This is a genomic window from Mesorhizobium loti R88b, assembly GCF_013170845.1.
GTDB lineage: Bacteria > Pseudomonadota > Alphaproteobacteria > Rhizobiales > Rhizobiaceae > Mesorhizobium > Mesorhizobium loti_B.
Genome location: NZ_CP033367.1, coordinates 125,134 through 139,921 on the forward strand (window position 1 = coordinate 125,134; position 14,788 = coordinate 139,921).

Genomic DNA, 14,788 nt, shown 5'->3' on the forward strand with positions numbered 1-14,788 from the left:
GGTAGTCGGTCTCAGGCCGCCTTCTTCTTCGCCAGCCTCGCCTTGATCGAGGCGACATCGGCGCGCGGTGTCGCGGCGAACAGTGTCCTGGTGTAGCTGTGCTTGGGGTCTGAAAAGACCTCTTCGCGCGAGCCGTATTCAACCGCTTCGCCGAAATACATCACCATCACGTCGTCGGCGATGTAGCGCACGACGGACAGATCGTGGCTGATGAAGACATAGGTCAGCTGGAACTCGTCCTGCAGGTCGGCGAGCAAGTTGAGCACTTGCGCCTGCACCGAGAGATCGAGCGCGGAAACCGGCTCGTCCAGCACAAGCAGACTGGGGTTGAGCATCAGCGCGCGGGCAATGGCGATGCGCTGGCGCTGGCCGCCCGAGAACATATGGGGATAACGATTGTAGTGCTCGGGTCCGAGACCGACCTTCTTCAGCATCTTCATCGCGAGGTCGCGCCGTTCCTCGGCCGATTTGTCGGTGTTGATCAGCAGCGGTTCGCCGAGAACGTCGCCGATCTTCTGGCGCGGGTTCAGCGATCCATAAGGGTTCTGAAAGACGATCTGCACCTTGCGGCGCATCTCCTTGGAGAGCCCATCCTTGGCGATGTCGACCTTGTTGCCGTCGATGAACAACTCGCCTGACGTCGCCGGATCGATAAGCGTGATGATACGCGCAAGCGTGGACTTGCCGCAGCCCGATTCGCCGACGATGGCAAGCGTCTTGCCTTTCTCGACACTGAAGGACACGCCCTTCACCGCATGCACGGTGCGGGCGCCGCGAAACAGGCCGCCACCGACATGGTAGTCGCGCTTGATGTCCTTGCCTTCGACAACAATGGTCATGCGCTGGCTCCGGAAGGCGCCGGCTCGAACAGCATGTCGGAGACGGTCGGCAGCCTGTCGCCGACGGCATTTTCCGGCAAGGCAGCAAGCAGCGCGCGCGTGTAATTGCTCTTCGGCGATTCGAACAGCGACAGCACGTCGGCCTCTTCCATTTTCCGGCCCTTGTACTGGACGATGACGCGGTCGGCGGTCTCGGCCACCACGCCCATATTGTGGGTGATCATGATCAGACCCATGCCGTATTTGGCCTGCAGCGAGACCAGCAGATCGAGGATCTGCTTCTGAATGGTGACGTCCAATGCAGTCGTCGGCTCGTCCGCGATCAAGAGCTTCGGATTACAGGCGATGGCGATGGCGATCATGACGCGTTGGCACTGGCCGCCCGACATCTGATGCGGGAAGGAGTTCAGCCGATCGGCCGGCTCGGGAATGCCGACCTGCTTCAACAACTCGATGGCACGTGCCCGGCGCTGGGCCTTGTCCATGCCCATGTGGAAGCGCAGCACTTCCTCGATCTGGAAGCCGACCGTGAAGCACGGATTGAGGCTGGCCATCGGCTCCTGGAAGATCATCGACATGTCCTTGCCGACGATCTTGCGCCGCTCTGCAGGGCCTAGTTTCAGGAGATCGCGTCCGCCAAAGCTCATCTTGTCGGCGGTGACCTTGGCTGTCCACGGCAACAGGCCCATCACGGCCAGCATCGACACCGACTTGCCGGAGCCGGATTCGCCGACGATGGCGAGCACTTCACGCTCGTCGACATGCAGCGAGACCCCATCGACGGCGCGGAACGGGCCGGACGCGGTCTGGAATTCGACGACGAGGTTCTGGATGTCGAGCAACGCCATCATGACCTCCTGAGCTTGGGATCGAGCGCGTCGCGCAGGCCGTCGCCGACAAGGTTGATGGCGAGCACGGTGATCAGGATGGCGAGACCGGGGAAGGTCACCACCCACCACGCGCGCAGGATGAATTCGCGCGCCGAGGCGAGCATGGTTCCCCATTCGGGTGTGGGCGGCTGCGCGCCGAGGCCGAGAAACCCGAGGGCTGCCGCTTCGAGAATGGCGTTCGAGAACGACAAGGTCGCCTGGACGATCAGCGGCGCCAGACAATTGGGCAGGATGGTGCGAAGCATGAGCCTGATATGTCCGGCGCCGGCGACCTTGGCGGCGACGACATATTCACGGCTTTTCTCCGCCATCACGGCGGCGCGCACCAGCCGGGCGAAATGCGGCTGCAGGACGAGCGCGATGGCCAGCATCGCATTGAACAGGCCGGGACCAAGGATGGTGACCATGACCAGCGCCAGCAGCAGCGACGGGAAAGCCAGGATGAGGTCCATGACGCGCATGATCGCCACGTCGACCCAGCCGCGGAAATAGCCGGCCAGCAGGCCGAGCGTGATGCCGCCGGTGAGCGCCAGCGTGACCACGACCGCGCCGATCAGCAGCGAGAAGCGCGCGCCGTAGAGCAGGCGCGAGAGGATGTCGCGCCCGACCGGATCGGTGCCGAGCAGATATTGTGTCGAGCCGCCGTCCTGCCAGGCCGGAGGCCTCAGGAACGCGGTCTTGTCCTGAATGTCGGGTGCATAGGGCGCCAGCAGCGGCGCAAACAGCGCCGCCAGGACCAGCAGGATGAAGACGAACAGGCCGATGACGGCGCCGCGATTGACCGAGAAATAAAACCAGAAGGTCCTGAGACCGGTGAGGCGATCCGGGTTGCCGGCGGCCATCGGGGCGATTTCGGTCGACTGGCTCATCACGCCGCCCTTATGCGTGGGTTGATAACGGCGTAGAGCACGTCGACGATCAGGTTCACGGCCATGACGATAAGCGCGATCAGGAGCAAGCCGGACTGCACGACGACGTAGTCGCGCTTGGATATGGATTCGACCATCCACCTGCCGATGCCCGGCCAGGAGAAGATCGTTTCGGTAAGGATGGCGCCGGCGAGCAGCGTGCTAACCTGCAGGCCGATGGTGGTGACAACCGGTATGAGTGCATTGCGCAGGGCATGCACGCCGATGACCCGGGCCGACGAAAGCCCTTTGGCTCGGGCCGTCCGCACGTAGTCCTCGCCCAGCACCTCGAGCATGGCGGAGCGCGTCTGGCGCGCTATCACAGCCAGCGGAATGGTGCCGAGCACAATTGTCGGCAGCACCAGATGGCGCAATACCGAGCGAAATGCATCCCATTTGCCGTAGAGCAAGGTGTCGATGGTCATGAAGCCAGTAATCGGCTTGAAGAAGTACTGCAGGTCGATGCGGCCGTTGACCGGTGTCCATCCGAGATAGCCGGAGAAAAAGATGATGAGCAGCAGGCCCCACCAGAAGATCGGCATGGAATAGCCGACAAGCGCGGTGCCCATCAGCGACTGATCGAACCATGAGCCGCGCTTGATCGCCGCAAAAATGCCGGCCGGAATGCCGAGCACCATGGCGAAAATCATGGCGAACAATGAGAGTTCCAGCGTCGCCGGGAAGAGCGTCTTGAACTCTTCGATCACCGGGCGCTTGGACGAGATCGAGACACCGAAATCGCCGGTCACGACCTCACCGACATAGCGCGTATATTGCTGCCAGATCGGCAGATTGTAACCAAACTGCTCCTTGAGCTCTTCGTAACGCGCCGGCGCCACGCCGTGTTCGCCGGCCATGGCAAGGATCGGATCGCCGGGCAGCAGCCTGACGAACGCAAAGGCACAGATCGTGATGCCGACAAGCGTCGGGATCAAAAGTGCAATTCGGTGGAGGATGTATTTTAGCATGATGAAGGGGGGCGGCGCCTCATTGCGCCGCCCCGCTCTATAGTCTTATTCGGCCTTGTCAACGCCGTCGAAGCGGTGAATGCCGAGCGGATCCATCTTGAAACCGCTGACATTGTTGCGCACGACCGCATAGACTTGGCTGTGGACCAGCAGGAAGGCGGGCGCTTCCTTGGCGAAGATCACCTGCGCCTGCTCATAGAGCTTGGAACGCTCGGCCTGGTCGCTGGTTTTCTTGGCCTTCTGGATCAGATCCTCGAAGTCCTTGTTGCACCAGCTGGAGTAGTTCGACACGCCGATTGCGTTGCAGGCGAAGAGCGTGGCGAAGAAGTTGTCCGGATCGCCATTGTCGCCGGTCCAGCCGATCTGGAAGGCGCCTGGACGGTCCTTCTTCTTGCCTTCCGAGCGATACTTCGTCCATTCGTAGTTGACGATCTCCGCCTTGACACCGACCTTGGCCCAGTCGGCCTGGATCAGTTCGGCGGCGCGCTGGAAGTTCGGGTTGTACGGGCGAACGCGGTCGGATGCCCAGAGCTGGATGTCCGTCAGACCGGCGGCAGCCAGAACTTTCTTGGCCGCATCCGGATCGTAGGCGTCCGTCTTCACATCCTTGTTCCACGACCACATCGTCGGCGGGATCAGGTTTTCGGCAGGCGTGGCGCCCGCATCCTGGAACAGCGACTTGATCAGCGATGCCCGGTCGATCGCCTGGTTGAGCGCGTGGCGAACCTCGGGCTTGTCGAGCGGCGGGATGGTGGTGTTGTAGCTCATATAGCCGATGTTCAGGCCGGCCTGATCCATCAGGGTCACGTCCTTGTTGGCCTTGATGGTGGCGATGTCGGCCGGGTTCGGATAGGGCGCGATGTCGCATTCGCCGGCCAGCACCTTCTGGATGCGGGCGGTCGCGTCAGGCGTGATGGCGAAGACGAGATCGTCGATCTTCTCCTTGCCCTTGAAGTAGTCCGGGTTGGCCGAATAGCGGATGACCGAATCCAGCTGGTAATCGACGAACTGGAACGGACCGGTGCCGATCGGCTTGGTGGAGAAATCGGCCATCTTGCCGGACTTCTCCAGCTGGTCGGCATATTCCTTCGATACGATCGACGCAAAGTCCATGCCCAGATTGGCGAGCATCGGCGAGTTCGGCTCGGTCAGCGTCAGCTTGACGGTGAGATCGTCGACCTTTTCCCACTTGGCGACGTATTTCGGCATGTCCATGCCGGTGTAGTAGTCCCAGGTCAGGTTCGGCAGGTACTTGTCGCCGTTCCAGGGGTTCTGCTTGTCGAACTGGCGGTCGAAGGAGAAGACCACGTCATCCGCATTGAGATCGCGGGTCGGCTTGAAATAGTCGGTGGTCTGGAACTTCACGCCCGGATGCAGATGGAAAGTATAGACCAAGCCATCGTCCGAGATTTCCCACTTGTCGGCGAGGCCGGGCTCGACCTCGGTGCCGCCGTGCTTGAACTCGACAAGACGCGAATAGACGGTACGCGACGAGGCATCGAAATCGTTGCCGCCGGTCGTCGTACCCGGGTCGAAATTGGCCGGCGACGCTTCCGAGCAATAGACAAGCGTCTTTGCATTGGCCATGCCGCCCAGGACGCTTGCGGCCAGCAACGCGGCCGCAAAAGCGAGTTTCTTTTTCATTGAGCACTCCCTGATGTTCTTCCAAGCCCCTCTATCAGGCTCGCGAAGCGCGCATATAAGCACCGTTTTTCCGGCTTTGGAACACCCCGTTTGCTTACCCCGCGGGAAGCAGGAAAAAAATCCGCGATTTTGCTAAATGACAGAATAAATTAGCAGTTCTCTCCATTCACGGTATTGTTAACGATTGCATTTTTTTATTGATCTGGCATCTGGCGACATCGACGCCGCGCCGCGTCTCCATCCGACATCGATGGGGAAAGATGCCGGTCCAAGCGTCGCTGGCGGGAAAGATTTTCGGCGGCAAATCTTTCGGCGCCTTGCCGCAAGGGCAAGGCTTGCACCGCCGCCGATAGAGGCAATACATAGATGGACACGCTGGCGGCAGCGGAGGACGTCTCTGTTATCTCAGGGCGAGCGCGGCACAGGCGAACAACAACGACCCAGGGAGGGACTGTTGGCAAAGGCATCAAAGACGACGGCGCCAGTGAAGGCATCGGCCAAGGCGGCTCCAAAAGCAGCTGCCGGAACCGTCAAGCCGAAAGCGCCAGTCGCCAAAGCCGCCGCGGCCAAGCCGAAGGCAGCCATCGTGCCCGCGCAGGCGAGCACAAAGCCGGCAGCAAAAGCCCCGGCCAAGCCTGCGACCGGAAAGTCGACGTCCGCTGCAAAGCCGACGGCGAAAACTGTAGTGACCAAAGCAGTGGCATCGAAAGACGGTGCTGCGAAAGCCTCGCCAGCCGCAAAACCCGTCGGGGCCGCCGCTAAGCGCCTGCCGAAGGCACTTACCGCGCTTGCTGCTGGCCTGCCCGACAAGCCGTGGCTGAAGAGCTATCCGAAAAACGTCCCGGCCGAAATCGGTCCCTTGCCCTACAGCTCGATCGGCGATTTCCTGGTCGCCGCCTGTAAGCAGTTTTCCGCCCAGCCGGCCTTCACCTGCATGGACAAGTCCGTCAGCTACACCGATGTCGAGCGGCTGTCGGCTGCCTTCGGCGCCTATCTTCAGTCAAAGGGTCTGCAGAAGGGCGCTCGCGTCGCCCTGATGATGCCGAATGTGCTGCAATATCCCATAGCGATGATGGCGGTGCTTCGTGCGGGCTATGTCGTGGTGAACATCAATCCGCTGTACACGCCGCGCGAACTGGAGCACCAGCTCAAGGATTCCGGCGCACAAGCCATCGTCATTCTCGAAAACTTCGCCAACACCCTGCAGGCGGTGATCGCCAGGACAGCGGTCAAACATGTCGTGGTGGCGGCCATGGGTGACATGCTCGGCGGCCTCAAGGGCACGATCGTCAATCTGGTCGTGCGCCGTGTGAAGAAGATGGTGCCGGCCTGGTCCCTGCCCGGTCACGTCAAGTTCAACGCTGCCGTGAAGGCGGGAGCCGGCGGCAGCTTCAAGCCGGCCAAGGTAGAGGCCAGCGATGTCGCCTTCCTGCAATATACGGGCGGCACCACGGGTGTCTCGAAGGGCGCCACGCTGCTGCACAGCAACGTGCTCGCCAATGTCGTGCAGAACGCGCAGTGGATGGAAGACGCCTATACGATCAAGCCGAAACCGGCGCACCCGAACTTCATCTGCGCGCTGCCGCTCTATCATATTTTCGCGTTGACGGTGAACGCGCTGATGGGCATGCAGCAAGGCGCGCGCAATGTGCTCATTCCCAACCCGCGCGATATTCCGGGCTTCGTCAAGGAGTTGAAGAAATATCCGGTCCACGTCTTTCCCGGCCTCAACACGCTGTTCAACGCGCTGCTCAACAATGAGGACTTCCGCAAGCTCGACTTCAAGCCGCTGGTGCTGACGCTGGGCGGCGGCATGGCGGTGCAGAAGGGCGTCGCCGAACGCTGGAAGGCGTTGACCGGCTGTCCTGTCACCGAAGGTTACGGACTTTCCGAAACCTCGCCGGTGGCCACCGCCAACAAGTTCAGCGCCGGCGATTTCACCGGCACGATCGGCCTGCCGCTGCCCTCGACCGAGATCGCCATCCGCGACGATGACGGCAACAATCTGCCGCTGGGCGAGGTCGGCGAGATCTGCATCAGGGGACCGCAGGTGATGTCTGGGTACTGGAACCGGCCTGACGAGACCGCCAAGGTGATGACCAAGGATGGCTACTTCAAATCCGGCGACATGGGCTTCATGGACGAGCGTGGTTACACCAAGATCGTCGACCGCAAGAAGGACATGATCCTGGTCTCGGGCTTCAACGTCTACCCGAACGAACTCGAGGAAGTCGTGGCGATGCATCCGGGCGTGCTCGAAGTGGCCGCGATCGGCGTGCCGGACGAGCATTCCGGCGAGGTTCCGAAGCTGTTCATCGTCAAGAAGGACCCGGCCCTGACCGCTGAAGCCGTCATCGCTTTCTGCCGCGAGAACCTGACGGGCTACAAGCGGCCCAAATACATCGAGTTCAGGACCGAATTGCCGAAGACGCCGGTCGGCAAGATTTTGCGCCGGGCGCTGCGCGAATAGTGAGCGATGATCTTATCGGCGACGACGCGTCCGACCGACGCTCGCGCCTCGACCCGGCGGAATTCATCAAGGCGAACATGCGCCTTGTTCCGGTGCCGGCGCTTCCCGAAATCCGGTTTTACACCGCCCATCCGGGCAGCGGATTGCGGCGCCTCGTCGACCCCGAAGACGATGGCGATGCCAACGAGGGCAGGCCCGAACCTCTGCCGCCCTACTGGGCCTATGCGTGGGCCGGCGGCGCCGTGCTGGCGCGCCACATCCTTGATCATCCGATGACGGTGGCGGGCCGCCGCGTGCTGGACCTCGGGGCCGGCTCCGGCATTGTCGGCATCGCCGCCGCCAAAGCCGGCGCCAGCGCGGTGATCGCGGCCGAGATCGACCGCAACGGCGTCGCCGCGATCGGCCTCAATGCCGCAGCGAACGGGGTCGCTATCACCGTGGTCGGCAGCGATATCACCAAGGGTTCGCCACCTGCCGTCGATCTCGTGCTCGCCGGTGACGTGTTCTACGGGGAGGATGTCGCCAACCGCGTCATACCTTTCCTAGACCGCTGTCTCGCCGCCGGCATCGATGTGCTGGTCGGCGATCCGGGCCGGACCTATCTGCCGCGTTCACGACTGCGGCTGCTTGCCGAATATCAGGTGCCGGATTTCGGCGATGCGAAAGCCGCCGTGCAGAAGCCGAGCAGCGTCTTTCGTTTTGAGACCGAACCTGGCGGTTAGACTGTCTCTCTGACCCGCGCCGACAGGAAATCGGGCAAATCGGCAACCGAATCCAGGATGACGTCGGCAATCTCGGCCAGCGATTCCCGCGTACCTGTGCCGGAGAGCACGCCCACCGCCAGGCCGCAGCCGCCGGCGCGCGCCATTTCGAGGTCATGGCGGTTATCGCCGACCATGGCGATCTCCGACGGCTTCAGGCCGGTAAGGTCGCAAAAGGCCTGGATGGTGTCGGGCGCCGGTTTTGGGTTGGCCACCGCGTCGTAGCCATAGGCGGCGTCGAACAGTTGGGCGACACCTAGTGTGATCAGGGTCTTTTCCGCGCCGCTGGTCGAATCGTTGGTAGCGACGCCAAGCCGGTAGGATCTTTTATGCAGTGCCGCCAATGTGTCGACTATGCCCGGCAGCGCCACCGCCATCGTCGAGCCCTGCACCGAGGTGATCTCGTTGAAGCGGGCGACGGCCAGCATCTGGTCCTCGTTGGACAGGCGCGGAAACCACAATTCGACAACATCGAGATTGGTGCCGGAGGCAAAGATCGAATCGGGCTTGAAACGCCGGTTGGCGAAATCGAAGCCGGCGGCCGCAAGCAGCCTGTCGGCTTTCCAGCGGTCGCCATCGGAAGCATCCATGGCCATGAAGTCGGCCACGCCAAGCCAGGTCGCGTTGAAGTCGACAAGTGTCCCGTCCTTGTCGAACAATATCCCCTTGATGTCTGCCAAATCGTTCACTCCGAACCACGCAATTGGTGGATGTATCCCACAAGGCCAGCGGTCGACGCGTCGCGCTTGGCCGCACTTTCCTTGCCTTCCACGACAGGCAGAAGGCCGGTCGCCAGTTCCTTGCCAAGCTCGACGCCCCACTGGTCGAAGGAATTGATGTTGAACAGCGTTCCCTCGACGAAGACGCGGTGCTCGTAGAGCGCGATCAGCCGGCCGAAGGTGCGCGGATCGAGCTTGCGGTACAGAATTGTCACCGAGGGCCGGTTGCCGGAGAAGACGCGATGCGGCGCGATGCGATCGACGTCAGCCGGCTTCATGCCCTTGGACAGCATCTGCGCGCGCGCCTCGTCCAGCGTGCGGCCCTTCATCAACGCTTCCGACTGCGCCAGGCAATTGGCGAGCAGCAGGTCATGCTGGTGCTTGAGCTCCGGCTCATGGCCGACGGCCGCGGCAAGAAACTCGACCGGGATGAAATCGGTGCCCTGATGCAGCAGCTGGAAGAAGGCGTGCTGGCCATTGGTGCCCGGCTCGCCCCAGACCAGCGGCCCTGTCGGCGTCGTCACTGGCGTGCCGTCGAGGGTGACGCCCTTGCCGTTCGATTCCATGTCGAGCTGCTGCAGATAGGCCGGCAGCCTGGACAGACGCTGATCATAGGGGATGACCGCGCGCGCCGGATATTGGCAGATAACGCGATGCCACCAGCCGACCAGCCCCAGCAGCGCCGGCAGGTTCTTCGCCAGCGGCGCGGTGCGGAAATGCTCGTCCATCTCGTGCGCGCCATCGAGGAAGGCGCGGAAATTCTTCGGGCCGACGGCGATCATGACGGGAAGGCCGATCGCGCCCCAGACCGAATAGCGGCCGCCGACCCAGTCCCAGAAGCCGAAGACGCGATCGGGCGCGATGCCGAACTTGGCCACCAGGTCGAGCGCGGTCGAGACGGCGGCGAAATGCTTGCCGACCGCTTCTTTGCCGAGCGCCTTCTGCACCCAGTCACGCGCCGTCTGCGCATTGGTCATCGTCTCGACGGTGGTGAAGGTCTTGGAGGCGATGATGAACAGCGTGGTTTCGGCGGACAGATCCTTCAGCGTGTCATGGATATGGGCGCCGTCGATGTTGGAGACATAGTGCGCGCGCGGCCCGTCATGGTAGGGCGCCAGCGCCAGCGTTGCCATGGCCGGACCGAGGTCGGAGCCGCCAATGCCGATGTTGACGATGTCGGTGATCTTCTTGCCGGTGGCACCGGGCGCCTTGCCGGAGCGGATGGCGTCGGCGAAGGCGCCCATCGCATCGAGCACGGAAAGGACATCCTTCTTGACGTCCTGGCCGTCGACCGTGACGCCCTTGCCGCTGAGATTGCGCAGCGCCGTGTGCAGCACGGCGCGGTCCTCGGTGATGTTGATCTTCTTGCCGGCAAACATCGCGGCGCGACGACCTTCGAGATCGGCGGCGCCAGCGAGCTTTTCCAGCAAATCCATGGTGGTCGCGTCGACGGCGCATTTCGACCAGTCGAGCAACAGATTGTCATCGGTGGCGGAGAATGTCGCAAACCGTTGCGGATCGGCGGCGAAGGCCTGGCGCATGCTGGCAGGTGCCGCGGCGCGATGGTCGCGCAAGGCGGCAAGCTGTTTCTGGAAGGCTGACTTATCCACTGGCGGGTAGCTCCTGGCGTTTTGGATGCACCATATCAGACCGGATGTTTCCGGCGCGTGTCGTCGCGGCACAACTATTGAGCCGAACTCCGTGCGGTCAATACGCGGCGATGCCGCATCGCATCACGATGCGATGACACAATGTGTCGCTCCGGGAGGTTGCAGCGCCCGATTTCGACCGGAAGGATCACTGGCATAAATCCCAAAGATCAGAAAAATTGATTGGCGCAACCCCTTGTGCCACCGTTACATTCGACTGGTCCAGCCAAGCGAAAAAAGCTGGCCATCGAGGAACATCTTCCATGCCACAGAGAAACGACACGGCGATATGGTCCGGCCTGTTCCGGATTTCGGCTGAATCCGGCCAGACCCTGCAGGCGCAGATCCGCCAAGCCATCGTGGCCGCCATTCTCGACCGTCAGATCGCCGCTTCGATGCCGCTCCCCTCCTGCCGGATCCTGGCCGAAAAACTCGGCGTGGCGCGCGGAACAGTGGTGCTGGCCTTCCAGCAGCTCGTCGACCAGGGTTTCCTGGTGGCGCGTGAGCGGCGCGGCCATTTCGTCAATCCCGACGTGCTGGCGACGCCGGCCAAGCCGCACCAGAAGGCGCCCGACCAGGCCAATGAGATCGACTGGAAGGCACGCCGGCAGATTGCTGCCAGCGACATGCCGCCGCCGGCCAAGCACGAGAACTGGATCAAGTCGTCCTACCCCTTCGTCTACGGCCAGTTCGACCCGACGCTGTTCCCGACCGCCGAGTGGCGAGAGTGCAACCGCATGGCGCTGGCCGTGCTCGAAATCCGCAACTGGGCGTCCGATATGGTTGACCGCGACGATCCGCTCTTGATCGAGCAGATCCAGGCGCGGCTCTTGCCCCGGCGCGGCATCTTCGCCAACCCGGACGAAATCATCGTCACGCTGGGCGCCCAGAACGCGCTCTACATGCTGGCGACGCTTTTGATGACCAAAGGCTCAAAGGTGGCGATGGAAGACCCCGGCTATCCCGACGCGCGCTCGATCTTCCGGCTTGCGGGCGCCGAGATCCAGCCGGTGCCGGTCGATCAGTCCGGCATCGTAACCTCTTCTATTTCCAATGATTCCGGCTTCGTGTTCGTCACGCCGAGCCACCATTGCCCAACCATGGTGCCCTTGTCGGCGGAGCGGCGGCAGGATCTGCTGGCGCGCGCCAACCGGCACAACCAGATCATCATCGAGGACGGCTATGACAGCCAGCTTCTCGACGAGGCGCCGCAGCAGGCGCTGAAGAGCCTCGATCGTTCAGGCCGCGTCGTCTATGTCGGCTCGATGTCGAAGACGCTGGCTCCTGGCCTGCGGCTTGGCTACATCGTGGCGTCCGCTGGGCTTATCTCCGAGCTCAGGGCGCTGCGCCGTTTCATGCTGCGCCATCCGCCGGCCAACAACCAGCGCGCCGTGGCACTCTTCCTGTCGCTCGGCCATCACGAGGCACTGGTGCGGCGCCTGTCGAGTGCCTTCGACGAACGTCGCAAGCGTCTGGTCCATGCGATTTCCGCTTTCCTGCCGGAATGGCGCTCGACCGACTCGGCCGGCGGCACATCGCTCTGGCTCGAGGGGCCACGCGGCACCGATTCTCGCGGCCTGGCCGAGGCCGCAGCCTCGCGCAGCGTTATCATCGAGCCCGGCGACCGCTTCTTCGACCGCACCGAAAAGCCCTCGCGCTTCATGCGGTTGGGCATTTCCTCGATCGCGCTGCAGCACATCGAGCCAGGCATACGGGAACTCGCCACCGCGGCCGGCCGCAGACCGGCAGCTGCCTGATCCCTTTTCACCGGAGCCACCAGCAGTGGCTCCGGCTCCTTTAACTCTGGCACATGCAACCGGACCGGCTGGCCCATAGGCTGTGCCAATCCCGGCGGCATAGTCGTGGCATAAAGGGGAAGAAGCAGCCGATGGTGGACCAACCGCCGCCCTGTTTCCGAGAAAAGGTGGAGTGTCTCCATGTCAGTGGTTCTTGAAAAGCAGGAAGCGGCGGCGGATCAGCGTTCGCGCCGCTCCGGTGGACGCGAAGCGCGTCGTGCCATGCGGGCGGCGCCCTTGGCTGACGACATCAAGCCGGTGCGCGCCGGCCTCGAGGGCGGCAGCTACGGACCGCTGAAGCACAACGACCAGGAACGCATCCACGAGGCGGTGCTGACGCTCCTGGAGACCGTCGGCTTCGCCAATGCCATCCCCTCCTGCATCGACGCACTGACCAAGGCCGGCGCCACCTATGGCGATGACGGCCGTATCCGTTTTCCGCGCGCGCTGGTGCTCGACACGATCAAGAAGGCAGCACGGAATTTCACCTTGCACGGCCAGGATCCGAAACACGACATGCTGATCCAGGGCAAGCGTGTGCATTACGGCACGGCTGGAGCCGCCGTCCATCTGGTCGATGTCGAGAAGCGCGAGTACCGCGAATCGCTGCTGCAGGACATCTATGACGCGGCTCGCCTCGTCGAAGGGCTCGACAACATCCATTTCTTCCAGCGACCTATGGTGCCGCGCGATATTCCCGATCCGCTCGAAATGGACTTCAACACGCTCTACGCCTGCGTGATGGGCACCTCCAAGCATGTCGGCACCTCGTTCACGGTGCGCGAGAACGTGCAGCCGGCGCTCGAAATGCTCTACGCGATTGCCGGCGGCGAGGAGAATTTCCGCGCCCGGCCGTTCGTGTCGAACTCCAACTGCTTCGTCGTGCCGCCGATGAAATTCGCCGAGGATGCCTGCGGCGTGCTCGAGGCCTGTGTCGAGGGCGGCATCCCGATCCTGCTTTTGTCGGCCGGACAGGCCGGCGCTACCGCGCCGGCCGCAATTGCCGGCGCCGTCGTGCAAGCGGTGGCCGAAGTGCTGGCCGGCCTGGTCTATGTCAATGCCATCAAGCCAGGGCATCCGGCGATCTTCGGCACCTGGCCGTTCGTGTCAGATTTGAGGACAGGCGCCATGTCGGGCGGCTCGGCCGAACAGGCGGTGCTGACCGCTGCCTGCGCACAAATGGCGCAGTTCTACGATCTGCCGGGCGGTTCCGCCGCCGGCATGACGGATTCGAAACTGCCCGACATCCAGTCCGGCTACGAGAAAGGCATCACCGACGTGATGGCCGGTCTTGCCGGGCTCAACCTGGTCTATGAATCCGCCGGCATGCATGCCTCGCTGCTCGGCTTCTGCCTGGAAAGCCTGATCATCGACAATGACATGCTCGGCCATTGCCTGCGCTGCGTGCGCGGCATCGAAGTGTCTGATGAATCGCTGTCGATCGACACCATCACTGATGTCTGCCTGAAGGGGCCTGGACACTATCTCGGCAACGAGCAGACGCTGCGGCTGATGCAGACCGAGTATTTCTATCCGGCCGTCGGCGACCGCTTTTCACCGAAGGAATGGAACGAGAAGGGCCGGCCCGACATATTGCAGCGCGCGATCATCGAGAAGAAACGCGTCCTTGCCGAGCGTTTCCCCCGCCACGTGCCAAAGCCGCTCGACGACAGATTGCGCGCCCGCTTCGGCGACATGATCAAACTGCCGCGCGCCAATATGGGCGGGTAGGCCCGCTTTCGGCTAGTCCGTGCCCAGCCCGTAGCGTTCGACGACCTCAGCATTGATCAGCTTGGCGTGCAGCGCCATCAGCACGATTTGCGCGTCGAAACTGTCGCCGGCCTCCACCGCGGCCTCGATCCGGCGTTCCACGTCCTGCCGCAGCTGCAAGCCATGCGAGCTTTCGAAGGTTTCCGGCCCGGCAACGCAATAGCTGAACAGTTGCGCCACGTCCGGATAGGCCTGGCTGGGCGGCTCGTCGGGCCAGCGATCCTTCATCAAATTGACGATGGTGAGTTTTACCCCCTCGGGCACAAGCGCGGGGTGAAGATCGGCGCCGCGCAATGCCGTATCGAGCTGCCTGAGGTCGCCGGAGCGGCCGAACATGCCGAGGAAACCAAGGGAAGAGCGCCGTTGCGCCATGA

General features: G+C 62.7%; 12 protein-coding genes. 4 read left to right on the top strand and 8 right to left on the bottom strand.

The genetic code is table 11. The features are described from left to right. Positions 1–11: 11 nt before the first annotated feature. From EB235_RS00605 to EB235_RS00625, 5 genes are read right to left on the bottom strand one after another with little or no spacing between them, the layout of a single operon-like run. Complete coding sequence (locus tag EB235_RS00605; RefSeq protein ID WP_027032888.1) at positions 12–839, bottom strand: dipeptide ABC transporter ATP-binding protein; 828 nt, start codon at positions 837–839, stop codon at positions 12–14. Continuing rightward, a complete protein-coding gene (locus tag EB235_RS00610) occupies positions 836–1,687 on the bottom strand; it encodes an ABC transporter ATP-binding protein (RefSeq protein ID WP_080680914.1) in 852 nt (283 codons plus the stop codon). The genes EB235_RS00605 and EB235_RS00610 overlap by 4 nt, the downstream gene beginning before the upstream one ends. Next, on the bottom strand, positions 1,687–2,598 hold the full coding sequence (locus EB235_RS00615; RefSeq protein WP_027032887.1) for an ABC transporter permease subunit: 912 nt from the start codon (positions 2,596–2,598) through the stop codon (positions 1,687–1,689). The genes EB235_RS00610 and EB235_RS00615 overlap by 1 nt, the downstream gene beginning before the upstream one ends. Next, on the bottom strand, positions 2,598–3,605 hold the full coding sequence (locus EB235_RS00620; RefSeq protein ID WP_027032886.1) for an ABC transporter permease subunit: 1,008 nt from the start codon (positions 3,603–3,605) through the stop codon (positions 2,598–2,600). The genes EB235_RS00615 and EB235_RS00620 overlap by 1 nt, the downstream gene beginning before the upstream one ends. Positions 3,606–3,650: 45 nt before the next feature. Continuing rightward, positions 3,651–5,249, bottom strand: coding sequence for an ABC transporter substrate-binding protein (locus EB235_RS00625; protein ID WP_027032885.1), 1,599 nt, complete (start codon positions 5,247–5,249; stop codon positions 3,651–3,653). A gap of 454 nt (positions 5,250–5,703) precedes the next feature. Here EB235_RS00625 and EB235_RS00630 point away from each other — a divergent pair, with 454 nt between their 5' ends. Then, the gene (locus EB235_RS00630) at positions 5,704–7,719 is read left to right on the top strand and encodes a long-chain fatty acid--CoA ligase (protein ID WP_027032884.1); all 2,016 of its coding nucleotides are present in this window, start codon (positions 5,704–5,706) and stop codon (positions 7,717–7,719) included. Further along, entirely contained in the window at positions 7,719–8,441 is a 723-nt protein-coding gene (locus EB235_RS00635; protein ID WP_032925851.1) for a class I SAM-dependent methyltransferase, read from the top strand. Before EB235_RS00630 ends, EB235_RS00635 begins: the two co-directional genes overlap by 1 nt. Here the strand turns inward: EB235_RS00635 and EB235_RS00640 are convergent. Beyond that, the gene (locus tag EB235_RS00640) at positions 8,438–9,160 is read right to left on the bottom strand and encodes an HAD family hydrolase (protein ID WP_027032883.1); all 723 of its coding nucleotides are present in this window, start codon (positions 9,158–9,160) and stop codon (positions 8,438–8,440) included. The genes EB235_RS00635 and EB235_RS00640 overlap by 4 nt on opposite strands. Positions 9,161–9,165: 5 nt before the next feature. Next, positions 9,166–10,809 carry a glucose-6-phosphate isomerase gene (gene pgi / locus EB235_RS00645; RefSeq protein ID WP_027032882.1) on the bottom strand — a complete coding sequence of 548 codons (1,644 nt, stop codon included), beginning with the start codon at positions 10,807–10,809 and terminating at the stop codon, positions 9,166–9,168. A 302-nt stretch (positions 10,810–11,111) separates the two neighbouring features. Here pgi and EB235_RS00650 point away from each other — a divergent pair, with 302 nt between their 5' ends. Both EB235_RS00650 and EB235_RS00655 read left to right on the top strand, forming a co-directional pair. After that, entirely contained in the window at positions 11,112–12,605 is a 1,494-nt protein-coding gene (locus tag EB235_RS00650) for a PLP-dependent aminotransferase family protein (protein WP_027032881.1), read from the top strand. Positions 12,606–12,785: 180 nt separating this feature from the next. Further along, positions 12,786–14,375 (top strand): trimethylamine methyltransferase family protein, encoded by a 1,590-nt coding sequence (locus tag EB235_RS00655; protein WP_027032880.1) that lies wholly within the window; start codon positions 12,786–12,788, stop codon positions 14,373–14,375. A gap of 12 nt (positions 14,376–14,387) precedes the next feature. Here EB235_RS00655 and EB235_RS00660 read toward each other — a convergent pair whose 3' ends face one another. After that, on the bottom strand, positions 14,388–14,786 hold the full coding sequence (locus tag EB235_RS00660) for a hypothetical protein (RefSeq protein WP_027032879.1): 399 nt from the start codon (positions 14,784–14,786) through the stop codon (positions 14,388–14,390). Positions 14,787–14,788 lie beyond the last annotated feature (2 nt).

Coding starts and splice junctions, on each gene's coding strand:
- EB235_RS00605 (WP_027032888.1), bottom strand. CDS start 839: ATGACCATTGTTGTCGAAGGCAAGGACATCAAGCGCGACTACCATGTC.
- EB235_RS00610 (WP_080680914.1), bottom strand. CDS start 1,687: ATGGCGTTGCTCGACATCCAGAACCTCGTCGTCGAATTCCAGACCGCG.
- EB235_RS00615 (WP_027032887.1), bottom strand. CDS start 2,598: ATGAGCCAGTCGACCGAAATCGCCCCGATGGCCGCCGGCAACCCGGAT.
- EB235_RS00620 (WP_027032886.1), bottom strand. CDS start 3,605: ATGCTAAAATACATCCTCCACCGAATTGCACTTTTGATCCCGACGCTT.
- EB235_RS00625 (WP_027032885.1), bottom strand. CDS start 5,249: ATGAAAAAGAAACTCGCTTTTGCGGCCGCGTTGCTGGCCGCAAGCGTC.
- EB235_RS00650 (WP_027032881.1), top strand. CDS start 11,112: ATGCCACAGAGAAACGACACGGCGATATGGTCCGGCCTGTTCCGGATT.
- EB235_RS00655 (WP_027032880.1), top strand. CDS start 12,786: ATGTCAGTGGTTCTTGAAAAGCAGGAAGCGGCGGCGGATCAGCGTTCG.
- EB235_RS00660 (WP_027032879.1), bottom strand. CDS start 14,786: ATGGCGCAACGGCGCTCTTCCCTTGGTTTCCTCGGCATGTTCGGCCGC.